Below are 22,227 nucleotides of genomic sequence, written 5' to 3' on the forward strand. Positions count from 1 at the left end.
CCCCGCACACAAAGAAACGGACACTCTCATGTCGTGGGGTGTGGCGTAAAAAAGCTGCTCAGATAGGGTAAACTGTTATATGTAAGCGGCCTCGTAGGTGCTGGTAACACCACACGAGGCCTAACCCAAACAACGCTAGTAAGGAGCGTGAGGGCTATGACTAAGCCTACCCATACCAATATTGAGAAGTGGAAACCAGTCCCCGGATTTGAGGGCCTTTATGAGGTCTCCAACAAGGGCCGTGTCATGTCTCTTCGCAAGAAAAGAATCATGAAACCGTGGAAACACTATCGCGGTGGCCTTCGTTTAACCCTTGTCAAGAATCAAAAGGGAAAGATGTACCAGATTCACCGTTTGGTTTACGTAGCATTCAAAGGCCCAATCCCTGAGGGGTACGTGGTCAGGCACCTCAACGACGATTCTTTAGACAATCGTGTTGAAAATCTTGCTGTTGGCACGTATCAGGACAATACGAATGACATGTTGCGACTGCATGGGCACTACCAACAATCGAGGCTTACGTGCCCTCGCAATCACCCTCTTATTGAAGGCAACCTAGTTCCAGGGCAACTGAAACGTGGCCACCGCTCTTGTCTTTCTTGCGACCGAGCCCGCTTACGCGTGAAGCGGAATCCCAACCTTGGCACCCTTAAAGATGAATCTGACCGCCTTTTTGTGAAGCTGCATGATGAGGGGAAAATTTCGGATGCAGCGTTTTTGTCGTGGAATTGAGTAAGGCCCCCTTTCCGATTTCTCGAAAAGGGGGCCTGACCTGGTGCGGCCTACAGGGCTCGAACCTGTGACCTATTGGGTGTAAACCAATTGCTCTTCCAGCTGAGCTAAAGCCGCAATGCGCGAAAAGCGCTTTACAAAGACTAGCCCGACGCCGCGAGCTAGTGCAAATTCACCGCGCCAGCTGGCGGTGGGGTCTTATTTCTTGGTGTAGCCGCGGCCGACCAGGCAGCTGCCCTGCCAGTCGCCGAGGCGCTCCGCCTTGGTCTGGACCAGGCCGGCCTGCTGGGCGGACTCGGAGATTTCGCCCGGGGCGACGGTGCCCGGCTTGCCCGCACCCGGAGTCAGCAGCCAGATGACCCCGCCCTCGCCCAATGGGCGCAGGGAGTCGACCAGCCCGTCAACCAGGTCGCCGTCCCCGTCGCGCCACCACAGCACGACGGCGTCACACAGTTCGTCATTTTCTTCTTCGAGGAAATCTTCCCCGATGACGTCTTCCACGGATTCGGAGATTGCCGGATCGCAATCCTCGTCCCATCCGAGCTCTAGGGCAACCATGCCTTTGTCGATGCCCAGCACCTTCGCGTAGTCAGCATGGTCGTTGGTTACGCCCGCAGCGTCCGCCACTGAAATTGTCCTCCTGTGTGTTTAGGGCCCTGGCGCTTCACCAGGCTGTGTCAGGTAGCACTCTACCGCTTAATACTGCAGTTTTCTCACTGTCGCCCTAATTGTGCCCTAGTTGTGGTTTCCGCCCCTTCCCAGCCCGCGACTTAACAGGCTTCACAGATTCTCCATTCCCACTGCACAACGGCACAAATAAAAGGGTAGGTACGATTTGCAACGGCCCGGCCCGCGCGCGCGGAGATAAAGCGCGTATTCTGGACGGCAAAGTGCTTAACTTACTTCAGGAGGCTTTTAATGGCTGAAAAGGACGCCCTGCAGGGGGACTCCAACTTCCCGCTGATTCGCGACGGCGTCGCGTCTTACCTGCACGATAAGGACCCGGAAGAAACCCGCGAGTGGATGCAGTCCCTCGACGGCCTGCTGGACTCTTCCGATCCGGAACGCGCCCGCTACCTCATGCTCCGCCTGTTGGAGCGCGCCACCGCTAAGCGCGTGCAGCTGCCCGCGCTGACCTCGACGGACTTCGTCAACACCATCCCGACCTCGCTGGAGCCGGAATTCCCGGGCGACGAGGAGCTGGAGAAGCGCTACCGCCGCTGGATCCGCTGGAACGCCGCCATCATGGTGCACCGCGCGCAGCGCCCGGGCATCGGCGTGGGCGGCCACATCTCCACCTACGCCGGCGCGGCCCCGCTCTACGAGGTCGGCCTGAACCACTTCTTCAAGGGCAAGGATGATCCGTCCGGCGGCGACCAGATCTTCTTCCAGGGCCACGCCTCCCCGGGCATGTACGCCCGCGCCTACCTGGAAGGCCGCCTTACCGAGGACGACCTGGACGGCTTCCGCCAAGAGGTCTCCCGCGGCGAGGGCGAGGGCCTGCCGTCCTACCCGCACCCGCGCCTGATGCCGTGGTTCTGGGAGTTCCCGACCGTGTCCATGGGTCTGGGCCCAGCCAACGCCATCTACCAGGCCCGCTTCAACAAGTACCTGGAGCAGCGCGGCATCAAGGACACCTCCAAGCAGCACGTCTGGGCCTTCCTGGGCGACGGCGAGATGGACGAGCCCGAGTCCCGCGGCCTGCTGCAGATGGCCTCGCTCTACGAGCTGGACAACCTTACCTTCGTGGTCAACTGCAACCTGCAGCGCTTGGACGGCCCGGTCCGCGGCAACACCCAAATCATCCAGGAGCTGGAATCCTTCTTTCGCGGCGCCGGCTGGTCCGTCATCAAGGTTATCTGGGGCCGAGGCTGGGACAAGCTGCTCGAGGCCGACAAGGACGGCGCCCTGGTCAACGTCATGAACACCACCTCCGACGGCGACTACCAGACCTTCAAGGCAAACGATGGCGCCTACGTCCGCGAGCACTTCTTCGGCCGCGACGAGCGCACCCTGAAGCTGGTCGAGGATCTCTCTGACGACGAGATCTGGTCCCTGCGCCGCGGCGGCCACGACTACCGCAAGATCTACGCCGCTTACGCGCAGGCGCTGGACAACCACGGCACCGGCAAGCCGACCGTCATCCTGGCGCACACCATCAAGGGCTACGGCCTGGGCCACAACTTCGAGGGCCGCAACGCCACCCACCAGATGAAGAAGCTGACGCTGGAGGACCTGAAGCTCTTCCGCGACAAGCAGGACATCCCGATCTCCGACGAGGAGCTGGAAAAGGATCCGTACCTGCCGCCGTATTTCCACCCGGGCAACGACGCCCCGGAGGTCAAGTACATGCTCGAGCGCCGCAAGGAGCTCGGCGGCTTCCTGCCGGAGCGCCGCGTGGACTACACCCCGCTGAAGGTGCCGGAGCTGTCCAAGCTGCGGTCCGTGATGAAGGGCTCCGGCAAGCAGGAAGTGGCCACCACCATGGCGCTGGTGCGCACCTTCAAGGAGCTCATGCGCGACAAGGAGCTGGGCAAGCGCGTCGTGCCCATCATCCCGGACGAGGCCCGCACCTTCGGCATGGACTCCTGGTTCCCGACGCTGAAGATCTGGAACCCGCGCGGCCAGAACTACGTGCCGGTTGACCACGACCTGATGCTGTCCTACCGCGAGGCCACTGACGGCCAGATCCTGCACGAGGGCATCTCCGAGGCCGGCGCGTCCGCCAGCTTCACCGCGGCGGCGACCTCGTACGCCACCCAGGGTGAGCCGATGATCCCGCTGTACATCTTCTACTCGATGTTCGGCTTCCAGCGCACTGGCGACGCCTTCTGGGCCGTCGCCGACCAGATGGGCCGCGGCTTCCTCATCGGCGCTACCGCCGGCCGCACCACCCTGACCGGTGAGGGCCTGCAGCACATGGACGGCCACTCCCCGGTCCTGGCCTCGACCAACCCGGCCATCGTCTCCTACGATCCGGCGTTCAGCTTCGAGGTGGCCCACCTGGTCCACCGCGGCATCGAGCGCATGTACGGCGAGGGCGAGGGCGAGAACGTCATCTACTACCTCACCGTCTACAACGAGCCGGTCCACCAGCCGGCCGCTCCGGAGGACCTGGACGTCGAGGGCCTGCACGGCGGTATCTACCACTACAACACCGCCGAGGGCGGCTCCCTGCCGGCCAACATCCTGGCTTCCGGCGTGGGCGTGCACGAGGCCCTCAAGGCCCAGGAGATCCTGGCCCGGGACTACGATGTCAAGGCCAAGCTGTTCTCCGTGACCTCCTGGACCGAGCTGGCCCGCGATGGCGCCCGCCGCAACCAGGAGGCCCTGCGCACCGGCAGCGAGCCGAGCGAAGCTTTCGCCACCAAGCAGCTCAAGGACCACGAGGGCCCGTTCGTCGGTGTGTCCGACTTCGCCACGGACCTGCAGGAACAGATTCGCCCCTACGTGCCGGGTACTTACATCGTGCTAGGCGCGGACGGCTTCGGCTTCTCCGATACCCGCGAGGCCGCTCGCCGCTACTTCAACACCGATGCCGAGTCCATCGTCGTCGGCGTCCTGGAGGGCTTGGCCCGCGACGGCAAGGTTGACCGCGACGTGGTAAAGAAGGCCGCCAGCGACCTCAAGCTGGACGACCCGACCAGCACCACCCCGAGCGACAGCGAATAATCCCGCTAAGCCGGCAAAAGCCCCGCTTCCTAGCGCTCAACAGCGCTGCAGGAGGTGGGGCTTCGTGCTGCCTCGGGCCGAAAGACCGGCCTAGACGTCGCTGTAGTTATCGAGGAGCCGGCCCAGGCACTCGGCGACCTTCTCCGGTTCCTCCAGGATGACCATGTGCCCGGACTCTTCGACGATCTCGAGGTCGGCCTGCGGCCAGTGGTTCAGGATGACCTCGGACTGGCTGCGCGGGGTGACGATATCCAGCCCGCCGACGACGACGGCGCCCGGCAGGCCGGACAGGCGCTCCTGCGCGGCGAACTCGCGGTGCTCCACCAGGTCGTCGAAGAATCCGACGAAGGAATCCAGCGGGGTATCCAGCAGCATCGCAGCGTGGAATTGGATGCGCTCCATCCGCGGAAAGCCCGCCGCCAGCAGCGCCAGCACGGGCGCGGCGAACTGGGCGACCTCGTAGCGTATGTTGTTCATCTTCTCTGGCAGGCGGTTGCAGGCCTTGTACAGCCCGTGCATCAGCGCCGAGTTCAGCACCAGGGCCACCCCGCGCGCGGAGAACCGGCGCATGGAGGTCGAGACCAGCAAAGCGCTATCGATGCGCCCGTAGGTCTTGGCGTCGCAGCGCCGAATCAGGTTGAGCGCGACCATCCCGCCCAGGGAGTGCCCGACGATGACTAGCCGGCCGTGCGGGGCGCGCTCGCGCACGACGGCGAGCACATCGTCGGCCGCCGAGCTAATCGAGCACTCCTCGCTGGGCACCGTGGTCGATTGCCCGTGCCCGCGCAAGTCAACCAGCAGGCTTTTGGCCCGTGGGTAGTGCTCGCGCAGGTAGTCGACCTGCTCGTAGAAACTCTCGGCGGCCAGGGTGTAGCCGTGGATGAAGACGACGGTGACGTCGGCATCGTCAGCGCCTGCCTCATACCAGGCGATATCGATGCCGTTGCCCGTGCTGGTCCCCTCCGCTAGCAGGTGGGTAAGCCCCGGCGCGGTGCGGTGATCGTGCAGTTGCTCGTAGGCTTTGCGCAGCTGCCCGCGGCCGGACGGCAGGAACCGCTTGCCCCAACTGCGAGCGATGATCTCGGCCTGGTATCTCCTTCTCATGTTGAGTAATAATCCTATCCGAACCGCCGCGTTTAACCTACTAGACTAGGTCCCATGGCCAACGATCTCACCGCGCAACTTCAGGCGCACTTTTCCTCCGGCCCGGCCGAGGAGTCCACTTCCTCGGCGGGCGACACCTACGGCGAGCTGTGCCAGCTCATCGAATCGGTCACGGGGGTGAATGCCGACGACATCGAGCGCGATAAGGCGCTCGCGGACGTCGACCTGCGCTCACTGACGATGATCGAGCTGACCGTCAAGGCCGAAGAAAAATTCAAGGTCCGACTCGACGAGGAGACCGTCCTGGGCTTTTCGACCGTCGGCGATTTCGTGCAGTATGTGGAGGACCACCAATGATTTCTTACCTGTCTGACATGGACGGCGTGCTCATCCGCGAAGGCGAGATGGTCCCCGGCGCCGACCGCTTCCTGCAGGCCCTCTACGACAACGGCATCGAGTTCATGGTGCTGACCAACAACTCCATGTCCACGCCACGGGACCTGTCCGCGCGACTGGCGAATACGGGCCTGCGCATCCCGCCGGAACGCATCTGGACCTCGGCGACCGCCACCGCGACCTTCCTGTCCACGCAGGTCAAGGACGGCACCGCCTACGTCATCGGCGAGTCCGGCCTGACCACCGCCCTGCACGAGGCCGGCTGGATCCTCACCGACGCGGACCCGGAGTTCGTCGTGCTGGGCGAGACCCGCACGTATTCCTTCGAGGCGATCACCACCGCCATCAACCTGATCCGGGGCGGCTCGCGGTTCATTGCTACCAACCCGGACGTGACCGGTCCCGCCCCGCAGGGCGTGCTGCCGGCCACGGGCTCGGTCGCCGCGCTGATTACGACGGCCACGGGCCGTCAGCCGTACTACATCGGCAAGCCGAACCCGGTGATGATGCGCTCGGCGCTGAACCACATCGGCGCCCACTCGGAGGACACCGTGATGATTGGTGATCGCATGGACACCGACGTCAAGGCCGGCATCGAGGCAGGTTTGCGCACCGTGCTGGTGCGCTCCGGCATTACTGACGATGCCGAGGTCACCCGCTACCCCTACCGCCCCACGGCGGTGCGTGACTCGGTTGCCGACCTAGCCGGCAACGTCCTCGAACCCTTCTAGCTGCGCGCTAAAGCTATAAGCGCCCGCCAGCTGGCTCAGCTCGGCGGCAAAGTCCGTCAACTCCTCACGGGTGCCGGTCAGCACCTGCCGGCAGCCAACCCCGCAGGGCGTGCCAGTGGCCCGGCCGGCGGCCAGCGCAACGATATTGTCACCGGGGTAGTCCTTGTGCCAGCGGGTGCACCACTGGGCGGTCAGGGGGTCGTCGCCGGGCACGACGAATTCGGACTCGGACTCGATGACGCGCGCCATCAGTTCCTCGACCACCGGCCGCAGGCGCACGGGCATGCCGGAAATCCTCAGGACCGTGGTGCACGTCGCGGCCGCGGCCGTTCGCGGCGCGACCCCGACGGGACCGGCCGGCCAAGAAGCGGCATCCGCCGAAGATGCGGCGATGCCAGTGGGTGTTACGCATGTACTCAAAGCCGAATCTCCTCCGCGGAGTAGCCCCGCCACCGACGCCCTCCCCGGCACGGATTTGCCGTGCCGCGCCCGCACGCGGGCCGAAAGCCAGGTGCGAAAAGCTGCACGCTGACAGGCGGAAATCCCTAGCGGAACCTCCTGCCAGAAACGCGCAACCGGGGCGTCGTTTAGTGGCGCAAGACGAGCATCGTCTTCCCCAACGAACTCGAATGCGTTACCTGACTTAGTCTTCCCTCACACCCGTCACATCAGCAACTCTAAACCACTACTTCAGTCCCCCGTTTACTCAACCTCAAGTACAACTTGAGCCCCACCCCGGGTGGCGTGGGCTCCCCAGGCGCGGGCTGGTCCGACGGGCTGTTCCGGCAGGCTGCTCCGCTGGGACCGAACCGCCCCTAGAACCCGCCGTCTGCACTGCGCCTATTCCGACTGGCCGGTCAGCTCGGCGTAGATGGCCGCGTTGGTCTCGGCCCACAGCGGCTTGGCCCAGTCGCCGAAGTCGCGGTCGGTCAGCGCGACCATGGCGTGCTCTCCTGCCATCCAGAGATAGGTTCCCGACATCCCGAAGTGCCCAGCGGTCTCCTCCGGCATGTTCTTTCCGGTCCAGTGCGGGTCCTTCGACCCGCGCAGCTCGAAGCCCAGCCCCCAAGGGCAGGGCTTATGCATCCCGTAGCCGGGCACGATGCCGCGCAGCTCCGGAAACTGCACCGTCCGCATCTCCTCGACCGTCGACGGGTCCAAGAGCTGTGGGTTGAGCACCTCGCGGGCGAAGGCGGCCAGGTCGTCGACGGTGGAGACCAAGCCGTGGCCGGCCGAGCCCTCCAGCGCGGTATCCCGCATGCCCAGCGGCTCGAGCACGCCCTCGCGCAGGTAGTCGGCAAAGTCCATCTCGGCCGCCGCCCCCACGATCTCGGCCGCCCACTCGTAGCCGGCCGAGGAATAGATGCGCCGCTCGCCCACCGGCTTCTGCGGCTCGCGGGAATCAAAGCCCACCCCGGAGGCGTGCGTCAGCAGGTGGCGCAGCGTCGATCCTGCGGGCCCGGCGGCCTGGTCGAGCTCGACTGCGCCCTCCTCGACAGCGAGCATCACCCCGTAGGCGACAACGAGCTTGGTCACCGACGCCACCGAATACCGCCGGCTGGTATCCCCTACCGAATCGACTACCTCGCCGCCGCGCAGTACCTGCGCAGCAACGTTGTCGACGGGCCACTGGTCAAGATGTTCACGCAGACTCATGCCTTCCCAGCGTACCGGGGCCCGGCCGGTCAGGGTTTAAGAGCCGCACGCGGCAGCATCGGGCTGCTCGCCGGCGCCGCGCTGCAGGCCCCACAGGATAAGCGCCTGGGCGGAGGCGTCGCGCGGCAACTGCGGGTGCTCGGGGCTCGCGCCGCAGGTCTCGCCCAGGTCGACGTTGACGACGTCCGCGCCCTCGACCGCCGTCAGCTGCGAGGAGCTGTTCGGCGTCACGGTCTTATCCGCCGGCGAGTAGATCGAGGTGTACTTCACTCCCGCGGTGGTATCCGGCAAGGCGTTGAGCTTTTCGATAAACGGCGAGCCAATCACCTGCTGGATCGCGGCCGTGGAGGCCAAGAAGCCTGCCAGGTTCGGCACGGCGGTGATAATCGGCCCGAGGAAGTCCAGCGCCCCGCCCAGCGTGGTGCCGTGGTAGTTGCCGCCGATGGCCACCACCCGGGCGACCGTGCCTTCGTCGCCGTAGATCTGCTCGTAGGTCTTGGTGTGCATCCCGCCCTGGCTGTGCCCGACCAGGTTGACCTTGTCCGAGCCGGTGGCCTGGCGCACGTAGCGAACCTGCTCGGCGACCTCCCGGCCGGACTCGTCCAGGTCGCCGATTGCCTTCAGGGAGGGGATGGCGTTTTGCAGGGTGACGTCGTCGGCGCCGTAGTCGAAGGCCCACACGCACATGCCGGCGTCCTGCAGCTGCGGGATGAGGCTCTCCCAGTTGCTGGAGTTGTCGGAGGTGCCGTGGAGCAGCACGACGGGCTCGTCCACCTCGCCGGTGGGCTGGCAGGTCGGGTCGTTGATACCGAAACTTTCGTCCACCGAGGTCTCAAACGGCGCTGCCGATGCCGCCACCGCCTGCCCGGCCCCCGCCGCCAAGGAGGCGACCACGACGGCAGCCACCACTGCCCCACGCTGTGTGCGCATAATATGTCCTTTCCCAAAGAGAGATGCTGAATATAATTCAGCTCATCCTATCGCCTGGGAAGGCTAGCGGCAGGCCGGGCAAAACAAAAAGTGACCGACGTCATGCCCGAAGCCCAGCCGCGGCGGACTCAACCCCGCATGCTAGTCCGCAAAGGGGTAATCCGTGTACCCGTGGGCGCCGTTGGCGTAGAAGGTGGCCTGCTCCGGGGTGTTGAGCGCCAACCCTTCCTTCCAGCGGCGCACGATGTCCGGGTTGCCGATGATTTCGCGCCCCACCGAGACGGCATCGACGTAGTCGAGCCGCTGCATGGCCTCGGCGTCGGGCAGCTCGGTCAGCTGGGCAAACCCGTTGTTCATCAGCACGCGCGTGCGCCCGTTGCGGCGGGCGCGGCGGGCCAGGTCGGCGACCAACTCGTCGGTCGGGTCGGAGTGCAGGATGGACACGTAGGCCACCCCGAGCTCGGCCAGCTCATCGACGAAGCGGCCGTAGACCTCCACCACGTCCGCGCGATCGTCTTCAATAACGCCCTGCACGTTGTGCTCCGGGGAGATGCGCACGCCGACACGGTCGGCGCCGATCTCCTCGACGACCGCCCGCGCCACGGCCAGCGGGAAGCGCAGTCGGTTGTCCACGCTGCCGCCGAAATCATCCGTGCGTTGGTTGGACGACGGCGCCAAGAACTCGTGCAGCAGGTAGCCGTTGGCGCTGTGGATCTCGATGCCGTCCACCCCGGCATCGACAGCCCGGCGCGCCGCGGCCCGGAAATCGCCCACGATGCGCTCCATCTCCGCGACCTCCAGCTCCCGCGGGGTCACCGCGTCCTGCTTGCCGTCGAAGGTGTGGATCTGAGCGCTGGAGCAGATGGCGGACGGGGCCACCGGCTCCGCGCCCTCGGTCAGGTTCGGGTGGCACACGCGGCCGCCGTGCATGACCTGCATGAACATCACGCCGTCGGAGGCGTGGACGGCCTCGGCGACGTGCTGCCAGCCGGCCTGCTGGGCATCGTTAGTGATGCCGGCCTGGCCGGGGAAGGCGCGCGAGTCCAGCGACGGGAATACGCCCTCCGTCACGATAAGCCCCAACGATGCCCGCTGCGCGTGGTACTGCGCGTGCAGCTCGGTCGGCACGCCGCTGCGCCCGGCGCGCTGGCGGGTCATGGCGGCCATCGTGATGCGGTTGGACAGGGTGTGGCGCCCGAGTTCTAAGGGCGCGAAAAGATTCGAAGACTCCATGTGGGAGCAACCCCCCGAACCTTAGATTTTATTCCTTTTCATTCACGTAGAACGTTTGCTTGTTGACGAACTCGTCCATGGCCAGCGGGGATAGCTCGCGGCCGTAGCCGGAATTCTTAATCCCGCCGAAGGGCAGCTCGGGGGCCGAGGCCTGCGGGATGTTGACGTGAATCATGCCGGTCTCGATCTGGGAGGCCACGTGCTTGGCGCGCTCCTCGTCCGCGGAGAAGACCGCCCCGCCCAGGCCGTAGCGGGAGTCGTTGGCCAGCGTGATGGCCTCCTCCTCGCTGCCGACGCGGTAGATTTCCGCCACCGGGCCGAAGAACTCGGTGTAGTAGGACTCCGAGCCGACCGGCACGTCCGTGAGCACCGCCGGGGAATAGTAGGCGCCAACCTCGGCCACCTCGCCGCCGACGTGTAAGCGCGCGCCGGCCTCCACGGCTTCTTTGACCTGCTGGTCCAGGGTCTCGGCCGCCGCGCGCGAGGACAGCGGGTAGTACTTTCCCTCGGCCCCGTCCAGCGGGTCGCCGGGCTGGTAATCCTTCGCGATGCGCACCATCTCCGCCACGAAGTCATCGTAGATGTCATCCAGCACGATGATGCGCTTGTTGGAGGTGCAGGCCTGCCCGGTGTTCGCCAGGCGCTTGTCCCAGGCCTGGCGGGCGGCGGCCGGGATGTCGGCGGCGTCCAGCACGATGTAGGCGTCGGTGCCGCCCAGCTCCAGTACGCATTTCTTCAGCGCCTTGCCCGCCTGCGCGGCCACGGCCGATCCGGCGCGCTCCGAGCCGGTCAGGGAGACCCCGCGCACCCGCGGGTCGGCGATAATCGTCGAGACCTGGTCGTGGGTGGCGTACAGGTTAATGAACGCGCCCTCCGGCAGGCCGGCCTCGGTGAGGATCTGCGCGAACGCCGCCGAGGAGCGCGGGCAGATTTCAGCGTGCTTGAGCAAGATCGTGTTGCCCACCATCAGGTTCGGCGCGGCAAACCGGGCGACTTGGTAGTACGGGAAGTTCCACGGCATCACGCCCAGCAGCGGGCCCACCGGCAGGCGGCGCATGATGGCGGTGCCGCCGCTGTGCGGGATCTTTTCGTCCTGAGCGAACTCGGCGCCGTTGTCGGCGTAGTAGTCCAGGATCTTGGCCGAGTACTTCACCTCGCCAATACCGGAGCCGAGCTCCTTGCCCATCTCGGTCGCCGCGATTTCCGCCAGCTCGGGCGCGCGCTCGCGTAGGAGGTTCGCGGCGTTGTTGAGGACCTTCTTGCGCTCATCGAAGCTGGTCTGACGCCACTGCTGGAAGGCATCGGTCGAGTCGGTGATGGCCTGCCCGATGGCGGCGTCGGTGGCGAACTCGAAGGTCTGCTCGATTTCGTCGGTCTTGGGGTTCTGAACGCGGTAGTTCTGTGACATACCCCGAGTCTAAGGATTAGCCCGGGCTGTGTCACCCGCCTCGGTCGGCTCCGCCTGCTCGGTAGGAGCGGCCGGCGATGCTGTCTCCGCCCCAGTCGCCTCACCCGGCGCCGGTGCTCGCTGCTGGCCCGCGCCTCGCCCCGTACCCTGCCCGGTGCCCTGGTCGGACCCGCCGGACCCACCGGACTGGCCAGAGTCGCCGGACTGCCCCTCCTGCTCCGTCGCTTCTGCGGCGGTGGGATCGGCGGTCTCCGGCTGCGGCTCGCCCGCCTGCTCCGTGGCGGTGTTCGTGCCGGTCGCGGCGTCGTCGCCCGCGGTGGTTTCGGTCTCGGCTTCCGGCGTGGGCGACTGCGTCCAGTTCGCCGGCGAGAGCCAGCCGGCGCTGGCATTTTCCGGGTTGCTGGAGGCCAGCACCAGCAGGCCGATGACGGCCAGGGCGGCGAACAGGCCAGTAGTCGAGGCCCGGATCCGCCCGCCCAGGGTCACCAGCTTGCCCCAGCGCGTGGCTGGTTCGTCGTCGCGCCAGATGCTCCCGTTGGCCGGGCCGTCCTCCAGCTCCTCACTGTCTTCCAATGCCGCTTGGTCCGCGGCAACGTCCTCGGGCTCTTCCATGGGAGTGGTGCCTTCCGGCCCGGGCAGCACGACGGTCTCGGCGGTCTCCGGGTCAGGCGACCCCGGCGACTCCGGTGCCGGCTGCTGTGTCCCGGCCAGTGCCTCGACGGCGGGCCGAGGCAGCTCGCTGGGGGCATCGGCGGCCAGGTGGTAGTGATCCCAGAAGGCGTTGAGTAGCGCGGAGCGGATGCCGCGCTCGACGGCCCACTGCCGGGCCGGGTTGACCCGGACCATGACGCGGTAGTTGACCTGCCACGGCTGGCCGGCGGCCGTGGGGGCCTCCAGGCCGGTGGCGGGCAGGACCTCGACCTCGCCGACGACATCGGGGGCGATCTGCGGGTCGGCGATCGCCTCCTCGGAAATCCGCTCGACCTGGGCGGTGATGTCGGCGGGGTTCTCCCCCGTCGAGACCGGCACCGCAAGGTTGACCACCGCGCGCGACCAGTCCTGGGAGTAGTTGGTGACCACGCCTGCCGAGCCGTTGGGCACCGTGACGACCTCGCCGGTCGGCGTGCGGACCTTGGTGGTGCGCAGCGTCAGGGCCACCACCGTGCCCTCGATGCCCGTCGCCCCATCAAAGCTCACGTAGTCGCCCACGCCGAACTGTTTTTCCGAAAGGATGAAAAAGCCGGACAGGAAATCCCCGATGATGGACTGCGCGCCAAAGCCGACGGCGGCAGAGACCACGGTCGCGGGGATGGCCGCCCCCAGCGGCGGCACGCCGATATTCGACAGCGCCGCGACCACCAGCAGGAAGTAGGCCACGACCTCGCCGACGTAGACGAGCGCCCCGGCCAGCGCCAGGCGCGCCTTGGTGGCCTCTTCCTCCTGGTCCAGCCGGCTTTCGATGATGCGCACCACCAGCCGGCCAATCCGCGGGATGAGCACCGCGGTCAGCACAATGCCCAACAGGGGCAGGCCGTGATCGACCACGATGCCCCACAGTTGGAACAGATAGTATTTCAGGTTCATAACGGCTAAATTAGTCCGTCAACCTGAACGTTTAATGCCACGCAACTGCGCACTGTTTTCAGGTTTTTAATCATTGCTGTCACCGCGCTGCTTGTAGCGCTTGACCAGGCGCTCGATGAGCTCGTCGGTCAGCTCGTCGTCGGCCAGGATGCGGTCGAGCATGTCGCGGTGCTCAGAGTCGTCACTGTCGTAGCTGTCGTAGGAGTCGCCGGCCAGGTCCACGCCCATGCCGGACAGCAGGCCGTCGTCGCTCGAGGTGTCGGTGTCGGAAGCGGGAGCATCGTTGAGCGCGGTGGGATCCACGGCGGCGAATTCGGAGGTAAATTCCTCCATGAACTCGTCGGCGGCGGTCTCCGCGTCCGCGCGGCGCGTGCCTTTGCTGACCTCGGCCTCGATGCGCCGCTTGAGCGCCTTTTCCATCTGCCGATGCCGCCACCGCCGCAGCTTGCCCGGCTCCAGCCGCCGGCCCACGGCCCGGCCCTTGTGCTCGGCCTTCTTGGCCAACGATGCCATCTGCGCCGCCGTATCATTCACCGGCGCCCATTCCTGGTTCGTGGAGACACGCCAGTTACCCCAGTAGCCCCACAGGGTCAGCACGAAGCTGATAATCGGACCGGCCACCATGCCGACGGCCATGCAGCCGAAGTGGTGGGCCACCAGCACCGTGACGGCGCAGGCTACCGCCGGGATGACGGTGGGGCGGTTATCGCCGAAGACGGCCGGCGTGCGGCCGGTGACGGTGTCACGGATCATGGACCCGCCCGTGGCGGTGAACACGCCCATCATGATGCACGGCAGGACCGGCAGGCCGTAGGTAATGGCTTTCACCGCGCCGGTGGCCGCCCACAGTGCGGAGACCAGGGCGTCGCCGTGGACTTCGAAGAATTCCCAGGTCTTGCCCTTGAAATAGACGAAGCGGGCAATCAGCGCGCCGGTGAAGGCGAGGATGAGGTACTCCGGCTCGCTCATGGCGGCGACGGTGCCGCGGTTGATCAGCACGTCGCGGATCATGCCGCCGCCCAGCGCCGAGAACAGCGCGATGAAGAAAAAGCCCACGATGTCGTAGCCCCGCCGGCGCGCAATCGTGCCGCCGATGATGCCCATCAGCAGCACGCCGCTAACATCGGACCAGCGGTACAGCGCGGTGATTAGGGGGTCTACCTCTTCGACCGTCATACTGCTGATTTTAGAACCACCCCGCACGCGCCGCTGGCACCACACCCCCGGTTTCTTACCCGGCGGGTCCGGCCCGCTACACTAGCTTCCAGCGCTGCGCGCGGTTACAAGGGGCTATAGCTCAGTCGGTTAGAGCTACGGACTCATAATCCGTTGGTCGCGGGTTCGAGCCCCGCTGGCCCCACTGCTCACAAGGCGCCTGGGCGCGCCTAAAAGCGCCTCTAGCTGCGCCGATTAAGGCAGACAGTTTAAGGCAGGCAGTCTTTTAGACACGCCGACGGGGCGTTCGTGGGCAATTTTTCCCGCGAACGCCTCGCCTTTGACTTCTTTGCCGTCTGTGTCGTGTGTCCCGTTTTTGGGATTGCGGTGCTTTAGGCTCGCGCCTTCGATTCGCGCTCTTGAACGCGCGCCGTTTAGGCCCGGGCAGCAGTGGCCCCAGCGGCTGGGGCATCGGGCGGGCGCTGCGGCGGCACCCAGACGGTCTTGCCGCGCACCCGGGCTATGCGCCCGCGCTTTTTCGGGTTGTTCACGCCGTCCTCGTTCGCGCCGTTGTGGTGCGGGCACAGGGTGGCCAGGTTGTCCTGGTTGGTCGGTCCGCCCGAGAACCAGGGCCGGATGTGGTGGACCTGGCATTCGTCGGCGCCGGCCAGGCATTGCGGCCAGGCGCAGACGGGTGTTCCATCATCGCCAAGCGCCGCTGCTTCCAGGAGGCCAGGCGGCTATCGCGGTAAAGGTTGACGGGACCTGCGACGGGGTCGAAGACGCCGACGTAGCCGGCATCGTTAAGCGTGCGGGTGACCAGTTCGGCTCCGCTGATGACAGCGCCGTTGGTCAGCTGGACGGCGATATCCTCGCCCGCCCCGCCGGATACCAGCTCGCCGAAGTCTTCCAGGTTGAGCACCACGTTGGTGGTGACATGGGCGCGCTCGGCGCTGCCCTCCCCGGTGAACAGGGCACGGGCGTCGTCGACGTCTTTGACGTGGGCTTTGATGTCGGCGACAAGCCCGGCGTCGGCGACTAGGCGCATGGCCCACAGGCCCGCGGTGGAGCGGGTATAGACCACGCCCGACACCGGCTCCGGCTTGGGGGCGGCGGCGCGGACCTTCCGGGCTGCGGCCCGGCGCATGCCGGCGGCGCCCAGCTCGAGGGCGGACAGCTCCTCCATGATGCGCCAAGCGTCGTTTTTGTTTTTCACCCGCCGCAGCACCCCGCAGACTACGTCGAGGACCTGCAGGCCGTGGCCTAACCGCTCGGCGTTGGCGCGTACGCCGCGCTGGCGGCGGCTGTTGTTAACGCGCCCGAACAGCGTCTGGGCCAGGCCGATGACGCGCTCGACCTCGTCCTGGTTCTGCGTCATGTCGGCGCGCAGGCCGGCCCAGTCGGCGTGCCAGGCGCCCTCAATGACGGCGATGCCCGGCTGCGCACTGGCAGCCAGGAAGCGCTGCAAACAATCCCCCGATGTCATGGGGCCGACTCTAAAACAGCCGGCTAGTCCTCGCAACCGGAAAGGGCGCCGACGGCATCCACGACCAGGTCCCAGAAGGCCGCGTGGTCGAGCGTCGTGGCGACCTGGGTGTGGCAGTCGTCGCTAGCTGGGGCGCGGAAGTCCGTGACCGTCATGCCGGTGGTCAGCGCACCGCTCAGCTCCACCTGGACCGGGGCCTTGACCGTGCGCACGATGGCCGGGTCGATGAGGTAGGCAATCGTGCACGGGTCGTGGACCGGCGGGTCGTCGAAGCCCTGGTTTTCCCGGTAGGCCTCGCGGAAGAAGCCGAACAGGCCTACCACGAAATCGCCCAGCGGAGTGCCCATCGCACGGAAGCGCTCCTCGACCTCGGCGGTGGCCAGCGCCTGGTGGGTCAGGTCTAGGCCCACCATGGTCACCGGCCAGGCCTCGCCGAAGACGATGTGCGCGGCCTCCGGGTCGACCTTGATGTTGAACTCCGCCACTGCGGACCAGTTGCCCTGGTGGTAGCCGCCGCCCATGAGGACGACCTCGCGCACACGCTCAACGATGCGCGGTTCCTTCCGCGCCGCCAGCGCAATATTGGTCAGCGGGCCCGTCGGCACGAGGGTGACCGTGCCGGGCTCGTTGGACATGACGGTATCGATGATGAAATCCACCGCGTGGGAGTCTTGCACCTCGACGCTGGGCTCGGGCAGTTCGATGCCGCGCACGTCCATGCCGGTTGAGCCGTGGATGTCCGCGGCGACCTCGACGTCGCGCACCAGCGGGCGGTTACAGCCCGGGTAGACGGGCACCTCGGTGTGGCCGGCCAGCTCGAGGACGACCTGCGCGTTGCGCGTGACCTTGTCGAGCGTCTGGTTGCCGCCGACGGTGGTCACCCCCAGCAGATCGATGCCGGGGTTGCCCAGGGCCAGCAGCAGGGCGACGGCATCGTCGTGCCCGGGATCGCAGTCCAGAATTATCTTGGTCATCTTCTCCTACCAATCTCCTAATCGTGGTTGGCGGCTGCGACCGTGTCGCCTATGGATTCCGGCTTCGGGATGAGCAGGCTCATGGCCAACGCCGCTGCCAAAATGATACAGCCGGTGACCAGGCCCGCATGGTAGCCGGAGTCGAAGGAACCAGCCACGCCGAAGAGGATGGCAAAGCTCAGGCCCGCGCCCAGGTTGAAGGCGCCGGCGTTCATGCCGGGCAGGTAGCCCTGGTTGTCGGCCGGGGACAAAACGATGCCCAGCCCGTTGAGCATGATGTTGGCAATACCCGCGTAGGTGATACCGATAAACAGCGAGACGAAAAGCAGCGACAGCTTGCCGGGGTTGCCCACGATGAAGACGGTGACGATGAGGCCGACGACCGTGCCGACCAGGCCGGTCTGCAGCACGAATTTGTAGCCGACCCGCGCGGCCATCCAACCGGCGATAGGCCCGAAGACCAGTCCGGCCAGCGCGTACGGGGTCAGCGTGTAGAAGGAGACGACGTCCGCGCTCATGCCGGCGCCGACCTCGGCGTCCTGGCCCAGGTTCGGGATAAGACCGTTCATGACGGCGAAGACACCGGTCATCGTCAGCAAAGTCGTCGACAGCAGGGCCCAGGTGCGGCGCTGCTTGAGGTAGTCGACGGTGACCAAGGGGTGGCGCACGCGCTTTTCGATGTTCCAGAAGACCACCAGGCAGACCGCGCCGACTAGGAGGAGGATGACGACGAGGAGCCAGTTGGCATCGGCAAGCTTGCCGGCCTCGTTGAAGGCGGTGAGCACGCAGCCCAGCGCCACGGCCAGCGGCGCGATACCCGCCCAGTCCATGGAGATGGTCGCGTCCGCCACGGATTCCTGCGTCCAGCCGCGCACGCCGATAACGGCCAGGGCGCAGATCACGGCCATCGTCCAGAACACGGAGCGGAAGCCGAAGTGGTCCGCCAGGACGCCGCCGGCCAGGGCGTCCACGCCCGCAATACCGCCGTTAACCGAGGTCAAAACGCCCAACAGCAGGGCGTACTGCTTCTCGTTGGCGACCTGCTGGCGCAGCATAATCAGCGTCAGCGGCACCGTCGGCCCCGCCACGCCCTGGATAACGCGGGCCAGCAGCAGGATGGTCACGTTCGGCGCCAGCGCCGCCACCAGGCAGCCGATGCCGGTAACCGTCATCATGCCGACCAGGACTTTGCGGCGGCCGATGAGATCACCCCACCGCGGCAGGAAGAGCGAGAACAGCGCTGCGGCGGTGAAAAACGCCGTCTGCGTCATACCGATCTGGGAGGTCGTCGCCCCCAGCTCAGTTTCCATCGTGGCCAGCGCGGGCGAGAGCATGGAGGCGTTGAGCTGGAAGGCGAAGACCGCCGCCAGCAACGCGACCATGAGAGGGACCACCTGTTTGAGGGCAAGCGGCCTGGGTTCAGCAGTAGCGTGCATGCCTACTCTTTCTACTGGATGTGACGGGTTTATTAGCTAAAAGGATATTAGGCATTGCACCGCCAGGCCAGATCGCGGAGCCGGCCCGCCGCACGTAGGCCTGTATGCTGGTCATATGGTTTTATCTTTCTTTATTTGTGAAGGGTTGACCCCATGAACGGTCTCGCAGAATTCATCGGAGCCCGGTGGCAGGACATCGCCTTCCGCGCTTTCCAGCACACCAGCCTGGTGCTCCAGTCGGTGGCCGTGGCATTGATCATCGCGCTGGTCATCGCGGTGTTGGTGACGCGCTCGTCGAAGGCGACCGCCGCTGCCAACGCGCTGTCGTCCATCGGGCTGACGCTGCCCTCGCTGGCGCTGCTGGGCCTGGCGATTCCGCTCTTCGGCATCGGCACGGTCCCGTCGGTGGCGCTGGTGGTCTTCTACGCCGTGCTGCCCATCCTGCGCAACGCCATCGTCGGGCTGCAGGGCGTGGACTCGGCCGTGGTGGAATCCGCGCGCGGGCAGGGCATGTCGCCGGCCGCGGTCCTGTTCCGTGTGCGGCTGCCGCTGGCGTGGCCGGTCATCATGACTGGTATCCGAGTCTCCACGCAGCTGTCGATGGGCGTGGCCGCCATCGCCGCCTACGCGCTGGGCCCTGGCCTGGGTAGCTATATCTACTCCGGGCTTAGCCAGATCGGCGGCGCCAACGCGCTCAACTACGCGCTCGTCGGCACGCTCGGCGTGGTCATCGTCGCCTTGGTCGTCGATGCCTGCCTCGCCGGCCTCCAGAAACTCACGACCTCGAAGGGGATTTCCGCATGACCGAACATTCCACTGGCGCCGAGATCGTCTTCGACGCCATCACCAAGTCCTACCCCGGCCAGGGCTCCCCGGCCGTCGACAACCTCTCGCTGACCATTCCGCGCGGCGAGCTCGTGGCCTTTGTCGGCCCTTCGGGTTGCGGCAAGACCACCTCGCTGAAGATGATTAACCGGCTGGTCGAGCCGACCAGCGGGCGGATCCTCATCAACGGCGAGGACGCCACGGCCAAGGACCCGACCCGCCTGCGCCGCGAAATCGGCTACGTCATCCAGGGCGGCGGCCTCATGCCGCACATGACGGTGGCGGACAACATCGCCATCGTCCCGCACCTGCTCAAGTGGCCGAAGTCGAAAACCGCCCAGCGCGTCGACGAGCTACTCGACATGATCGGGCTGGATCCTTCCGTCTACCGGGAGCGCTTCCCCCGGGAGCTCTCAGGTGGCCAGCAGCAGCGCGTGGGCGTGGCCCGCGGTCTGGCGGCCGATCCGCCGGTGGTGCTGATGGATGAGCCTTTCGGCGCCGTGGATCCGATCACCCGTACGCGCCTGCAGGACGAGCTGGTCAATATCCAGTCGGATCTGGGCAAGACCATCGTCTGCGTCACCCACGACATCGATGAAGCGGTCAAGCTCGGCCACCGCATCCTGATCCTGCAGCCCGGCGCGCGGATCGCACAGTACGATACCCCGGAAAACATACTGGCCGCCCCCGCCAACGAGTTCGTCGAGGACTTCATCGGCTCCGGCTCGACGCTCAAGCAGCTGAGCCTGAAGCGCGTCGAGGAGATGGATTTGTGGGACCCGCCGATCGCGCGCATCGGCGAGCCGGCCGACGAGGTTGTCGCCCGGGCCCGCGCCGCCGGCGAGGAGACCGTAGTGGTCCTCGATGACAAGGACCGGCCGCGGGAGTGGGTCACGCTGCGCCAAGTGCAGCGACACCGGGTCCTGCCGGAGCCCACCGTGGAGTTGTCCTCGGTGGTCGGTGCCCGCTCCACGCTGAGCGATGCCATGTCGGCCATGCTCGTATCCTCCCACGGTGGCGCGATGGTCACCCGGCGCGGAAAATTCATCGGCGTGCTGCTCTACGACACAGTCAATGACTACGTGCGCACCCTGAAGGCGGAGGCGGGTGACAGCGAGAAATGAAAGAAAAACTGACTCACGCCTCGGCTGAAAACCGCCTGCTCATGGTGGGCATCCCGGTGCTCGTGGCGACCGCGCTCGTCGGGTGGTTTATCTGGCACGCGACTGCCGACCTCGACGACATCGAGGCGCGCACCCTGGACCTTGCTAACGTCGGCTACCTGGCGCTCGAGCACCTCCAGATCGTGGTGGTGACCGCCGTGCTGGTGGTGGTCACGGCGGTGCCGCTGGGCATCGTGCTCACGCGCCCGGCCACGAAATTCCTCGCCCCGCTGGCCACAGGCCTGGCCAATATCGGGCAGGCCGCCCCGGTCATCGGCGTCATCGTTTTGCTGGCCATCTGGTTGGGCTTCGGCCCGCCGGTAGCGATTGCGGGCCTGTGGGTCTATGCCTTCCTTCCGGTGCTGGCCAACGTGGTAGCCGGCCTGCGCGGGGTGGATCCCGCTCTGGTGGAGGCCGCCCGGGGACTGTCGATGTCGCCGGCCCAGGTCCTGCTCAAAGTCGAACTGCCCATGGCCCTGCCGGTGATTATGACCGGCGTGCGCACCTCCCTGGTGCTTTTGGTCGGCGCCGGGCCCTTCGCCACGTTTATTGACGCCGGCGGGCTCGGCGGGCTGATCACTACCGGCATTAACCTGTACCGCAACTCCATTCTGGTCTCCGGCGCGGTGCTCATCGCGGCCTTGGCTCTGGCCGTCGAGTGGGTGGGCCGGCTGCTGGAAGTGGCCCTGACTCCGAAGGGGATGAACGCATGAAGTTTCGCACGCTAATCGCCGCCGCCTGCCTGGTGCCCACGCTGGCCCTGGGCGGGTGTGGGCTGGGCACCGCGGGCGGGTTCGTGCCGACGGCCGAGCTCGACGGCGAGCTTTCGGATATCGATTTGTCGGGCACCAACGTCTCTATCGGTTCGAAGAATTTCACCGAGCAGATCATCCTGGGCAAGATCGGCGCTATCCTGCTGCAGTCGGCCGGCGCGGATGTCCAGGACCTGACCAACGTGCCGGGCTCGACCTCGGCGCGCCAGGCGCTGGTCGCCGGGGACATGGACATGATGTTTGAGTACACCGGCACGGCGTGGATTACCTACCTGGGCAAGACGGACCCCATCCCGGACACCCAGAAACAATACGAAGCCGTCAAGAACGCCGATGCCGCCAACGGGCTCACCTGGCTGCCACCGGCACCGATGAACAACACCTACGCCCTGGCCGTTAGCGAGGACACGGCGCAGGAATACGGCATCGAGTCGCTGGATGACATCTCCAAGCTGCCGGTCGAGGAACAGACCATCTGCTCGGACGCGGAGTTCATCGCCCGCAACGACGGCCTGATGCCCATGCTGGATGCCTACGGCGTGGAACAACCCAGCCGGGAGCGCCTGTTGGAGATGGATTCCGGCGCGGTGTATGCGGCCCTGGACCGCGGCGAGTGCCGGATGGGCTCGGTCTTTGCGACCGACGGGCGCATCGACGCGCTCGACCTCCACGTCTTGAGCGATCCGAAAGGGTTCTTCCCGAAGTACAACATGGCCCCAGTGGTGCGAACCGAGGTCATGGAGGAAAACCCCGAAATCGCCGAGCTGCTGGCTCCCCTCTCCGACATCCTGACCGATGAGCGGATGCAGCAGCTCAACGCGCGCGTGGACGTCGACGGCGAGGACTACGCCACCGTCGCCTACGACTTCCTGCGCGACGAGGGCCTGATTAGTTAATCAGCTTCAGCAGCACCGGCCCGCGGCGCGCCCCACCGGCGGCGCCGGGGCAGGTGCCCGCTGCCGCGCAGCC

Annotated in this window: 21 protein-coding genes and 2 tRNA genes; 9 read left to right on the forward strand and 14 right to left on the reverse strand. The window is 66.1% G+C overall.

Annotation, left to right across the window (positions count from 1 at the left end):
- Positions 1 to 156: 156 nt before the first annotated feature.
- Complete coding sequence (locus tag HMPREF3067_RS10885) at positions 157 to 732, forward strand: NUMOD4 motif-containing HNH endonuclease (RefSeq protein WP_083319057.1); 576 nt, start codon at positions 157 to 159, stop codon at positions 730 to 732.
- A gap of 41 nt (positions 733 to 773) precedes the next feature.
- Here HMPREF3067_RS10885 and HMPREF3067_RS00500 read toward each other — a convergent pair.
- Both HMPREF3067_RS00500 and HMPREF3067_RS00505 read right to left on the reverse strand, forming a co-directional pair.
- A tRNA-Val gene (locus HMPREF3067_RS00500) sits at positions 774 to 849 on the reverse strand.
- An 81-nt stretch (positions 850 to 930) separates the two neighbouring features.
- Positions 931 to 1,359: a DUF3052 domain-containing protein gene (locus tag HMPREF3067_RS00505; RefSeq protein ID WP_070767799.1), complete on the reverse strand. Its 429-nt coding sequence runs from the start codon at positions 1,357 to 1,359 to the stop codon at positions 931 to 933.
- Between the two features lie 291 nt (positions 1,360 to 1,650).
- Between HMPREF3067_RS00505 and aceE the strand changes: the two genes are divergently transcribed.
- A complete protein-coding gene (gene aceE / locus HMPREF3067_RS00510) occupies positions 1,651 to 4,404 on the forward strand; it encodes a pyruvate dehydrogenase (acetyl-transferring), homodimeric type (protein WP_070767800.1) in 2,754 nt (917 codons plus the stop codon).
- Positions 4,405 to 4,494: 90 nt separating this feature from the next.
- Here aceE and HMPREF3067_RS00515 read toward each other — a convergent pair whose 3' ends face one another.
- The gene (locus HMPREF3067_RS00515; RefSeq protein WP_070767801.1) at positions 4,495 to 5,508 is read right to left on the reverse strand and encodes an alpha/beta fold hydrolase; all 1,014 of its coding nucleotides are present in this window, start codon (positions 5,506 to 5,508) and stop codon (positions 4,495 to 4,497) included.
- 54 nt (positions 5,509 to 5,562) lie between these two features.
- Here HMPREF3067_RS00515 and HMPREF3067_RS00520 point away from each other — a divergent pair, with 54 nt between their 5' ends.
- Together HMPREF3067_RS00520 and HMPREF3067_RS00525 are read left to right on the forward strand one after the other, a co-directional pair.
- Positions 5,563 to 5,865, forward strand: coding sequence for an acyl carrier protein (locus HMPREF3067_RS00520; RefSeq protein WP_070767802.1), 303 nt, complete (start codon positions 5,563 to 5,565; stop codon positions 5,863 to 5,865).
- The gene (locus HMPREF3067_RS00525; protein WP_070767803.1) at positions 5,862 to 6,635 is read left to right on the forward strand and encodes an HAD-IIA family hydrolase; all 774 of its coding nucleotides are present in this window, start codon (positions 5,862 to 5,864) and stop codon (positions 6,633 to 6,635) included. Before HMPREF3067_RS00520 ends, HMPREF3067_RS00525 begins: the two co-directional genes overlap by 4 nt.
- On the opposite strand, the gene HMPREF3067_RS00530 is transcribed toward HMPREF3067_RS00525, so the two are convergent.
- The 7 genes from HMPREF3067_RS00530 to HMPREF3067_RS00560 all read right to left on the reverse strand — a co-directional run bounded on the left by HMPREF3067_RS00530 (position 6,606) and on the right by HMPREF3067_RS00560 (position 14,622).
- Entirely contained in the window at positions 6,606 to 6,920 is a 315-nt protein-coding gene (locus HMPREF3067_RS00530; RefSeq protein ID WP_141759294.1) for a hypothetical protein, read from the reverse strand. The genes HMPREF3067_RS00525 and HMPREF3067_RS00530 overlap by 30 nt on opposite strands.
- Before the next feature lie 555 nt (positions 6,921 to 7,475).
- Positions 7,476 to 8,291: a serine hydrolase domain-containing protein gene (locus HMPREF3067_RS00535; protein ID WP_070767805.1), complete on the reverse strand. Its 816-nt coding sequence runs from the start codon at positions 8,289 to 8,291 to the stop codon at positions 7,476 to 7,478.
- Between the two features lie 36 nt (positions 8,292 to 8,327).
- Entirely contained in the window at positions 8,328 to 9,221 is an 894-nt protein-coding gene (locus tag HMPREF3067_RS00540; RefSeq protein ID WP_070767806.1) for a lipase family alpha/beta hydrolase, read from the reverse strand.
- Between the two features lie 141 nt (positions 9,222 to 9,362).
- On the reverse strand, positions 9,363 to 10,454 hold the full coding sequence (locus tag HMPREF3067_RS00545; protein WP_083319058.1) for an alkene reductase: 1,092 nt from the start codon (positions 10,452 to 10,454) through the stop codon (positions 9,363 to 9,365).
- Positions 10,455 to 10,482: 28 nt separating this feature from the next.
- Positions 10,483 to 11,862, reverse strand: coding sequence for an NAD-dependent succinate-semialdehyde dehydrogenase (locus HMPREF3067_RS00550; protein WP_070767807.1), 1,380 nt, complete (start codon positions 11,860 to 11,862; stop codon positions 10,483 to 10,485).
- A gap of 9 nt (positions 11,863 to 11,871) precedes the next feature.
- Positions 11,872 to 13,446: a mechanosensitive ion channel domain-containing protein gene (locus tag HMPREF3067_RS00555; protein WP_070767808.1), complete on the reverse strand. Its 1,575-nt coding sequence runs from the start codon at positions 13,444 to 13,446 to the stop codon at positions 11,872 to 11,874.
- Between the two features lie 66 nt (positions 13,447 to 13,512).
- Positions 13,513 to 14,622, reverse strand: coding sequence for a trimeric intracellular cation channel family protein (locus tag HMPREF3067_RS00560; protein WP_070767809.1), 1,110 nt, complete (start codon positions 14,620 to 14,622; stop codon positions 13,513 to 13,515).
- A gap of 110 nt (positions 14,623 to 14,732) precedes the next feature.
- Between HMPREF3067_RS00560 and HMPREF3067_RS00565 the strand changes: the two genes are divergently transcribed.
- A tRNA-Ile gene (locus HMPREF3067_RS00565) sits at positions 14,733 to 14,806 on the forward strand.
- 229 nt (positions 14,807 to 15,035) lie between these two features.
- Here HMPREF3067_RS00565 and HMPREF3067_RS11625 read toward each other — a convergent pair.
- The 4 genes from HMPREF3067_RS11625 to HMPREF3067_RS00580 are packed head-to-tail and all read right to left on the reverse strand — an operon-like array spanning position 15,036 to position 18,497.
- Complete coding sequence (locus HMPREF3067_RS11625) at positions 15,036 to 15,239, reverse strand: HNH endonuclease signature motif containing protein (protein ID WP_371259754.1); 204 nt, start codon at positions 15,237 to 15,239, stop codon at positions 15,036 to 15,038.
- Positions 15,149 to 16,087 (reverse strand): hypothetical protein, encoded by a 939-nt coding sequence (locus HMPREF3067_RS11435; protein WP_246819180.1) that lies wholly within the window; start codon positions 16,085 to 16,087, stop codon positions 15,149 to 15,151. Before HMPREF3067_RS11435 ends, HMPREF3067_RS11625 begins: the two co-directional genes overlap by 91 nt.
- A 23-nt stretch (positions 16,088 to 16,110) precedes the next feature.
- A complete protein-coding gene (locus tag HMPREF3067_RS00575; RefSeq protein ID WP_070767811.1) occupies positions 16,111 to 17,061 on the reverse strand; it encodes a uridine-preferring nucleoside hydrolase UriH in 951 nt (316 codons plus the stop codon).
- A gap of 17 nt (positions 17,062 to 17,078) precedes the next feature.
- Positions 17,079 to 18,497, reverse strand: a complete 1,419-nt coding sequence (locus HMPREF3067_RS00580) for a uridine transporter UriT (protein ID WP_070767812.1) — start codon at positions 18,495 to 18,497, stop codon at positions 17,079 to 17,081.
- A 153-nt stretch (positions 18,498 to 18,650) separates the two neighbouring features.
- Between HMPREF3067_RS00580 and HMPREF3067_RS00585 the strand changes: the two genes are divergently transcribed.
- Genes HMPREF3067_RS00585 through HMPREF3067_RS00600 form a run of 4 tightly spaced genes read left to right on the forward strand, consistent with a single transcriptional unit; the run spans position 18,651 to position 22,154 of the window.
- Complete coding sequence (locus HMPREF3067_RS00585) at positions 18,651 to 19,301, forward strand: ABC transporter permease (protein ID WP_070767813.1); 651 nt, start codon at positions 18,651 to 18,653, stop codon at positions 19,299 to 19,301.
- Positions 19,298 to 20,446 carry an ABC transporter ATP-binding protein gene (locus tag HMPREF3067_RS00590; RefSeq protein WP_070767814.1) on the forward strand — a complete coding sequence of 383 codons (1,149 nt, stop codon included), beginning with the start codon at positions 19,298 to 19,300 and terminating at the stop codon, positions 20,444 to 20,446. Before HMPREF3067_RS00585 ends, HMPREF3067_RS00590 begins: the two co-directional genes overlap by 4 nt.
- Entirely contained in the window at positions 20,443 to 21,198 is a 756-nt protein-coding gene (locus tag HMPREF3067_RS00595) for an ABC transporter permease (RefSeq protein ID WP_070767815.1), read from the forward strand. Before HMPREF3067_RS00590 ends, HMPREF3067_RS00595 begins: the two co-directional genes overlap by 4 nt.
- Positions 21,195 to 22,154, forward strand: coding sequence for a glycine betaine ABC transporter substrate-binding protein (locus HMPREF3067_RS00600; RefSeq protein ID WP_070767816.1), 960 nt, complete (start codon positions 21,195 to 21,197; stop codon positions 22,152 to 22,154). The genes HMPREF3067_RS00595 and HMPREF3067_RS00600 overlap by 4 nt, the downstream gene beginning before the upstream one ends.
- The last annotated feature ends 73 nt before the right edge of the window (positions 22,155 to 22,227 follow it).

Source organism: Corynebacterium sp. HMSC04H06 (assembly GCF_001815935.1).
Classification (GTDB): Bacteria; Actinomycetota; Actinomycetes; order Mycobacteriales; family Mycobacteriaceae; genus Corynebacterium.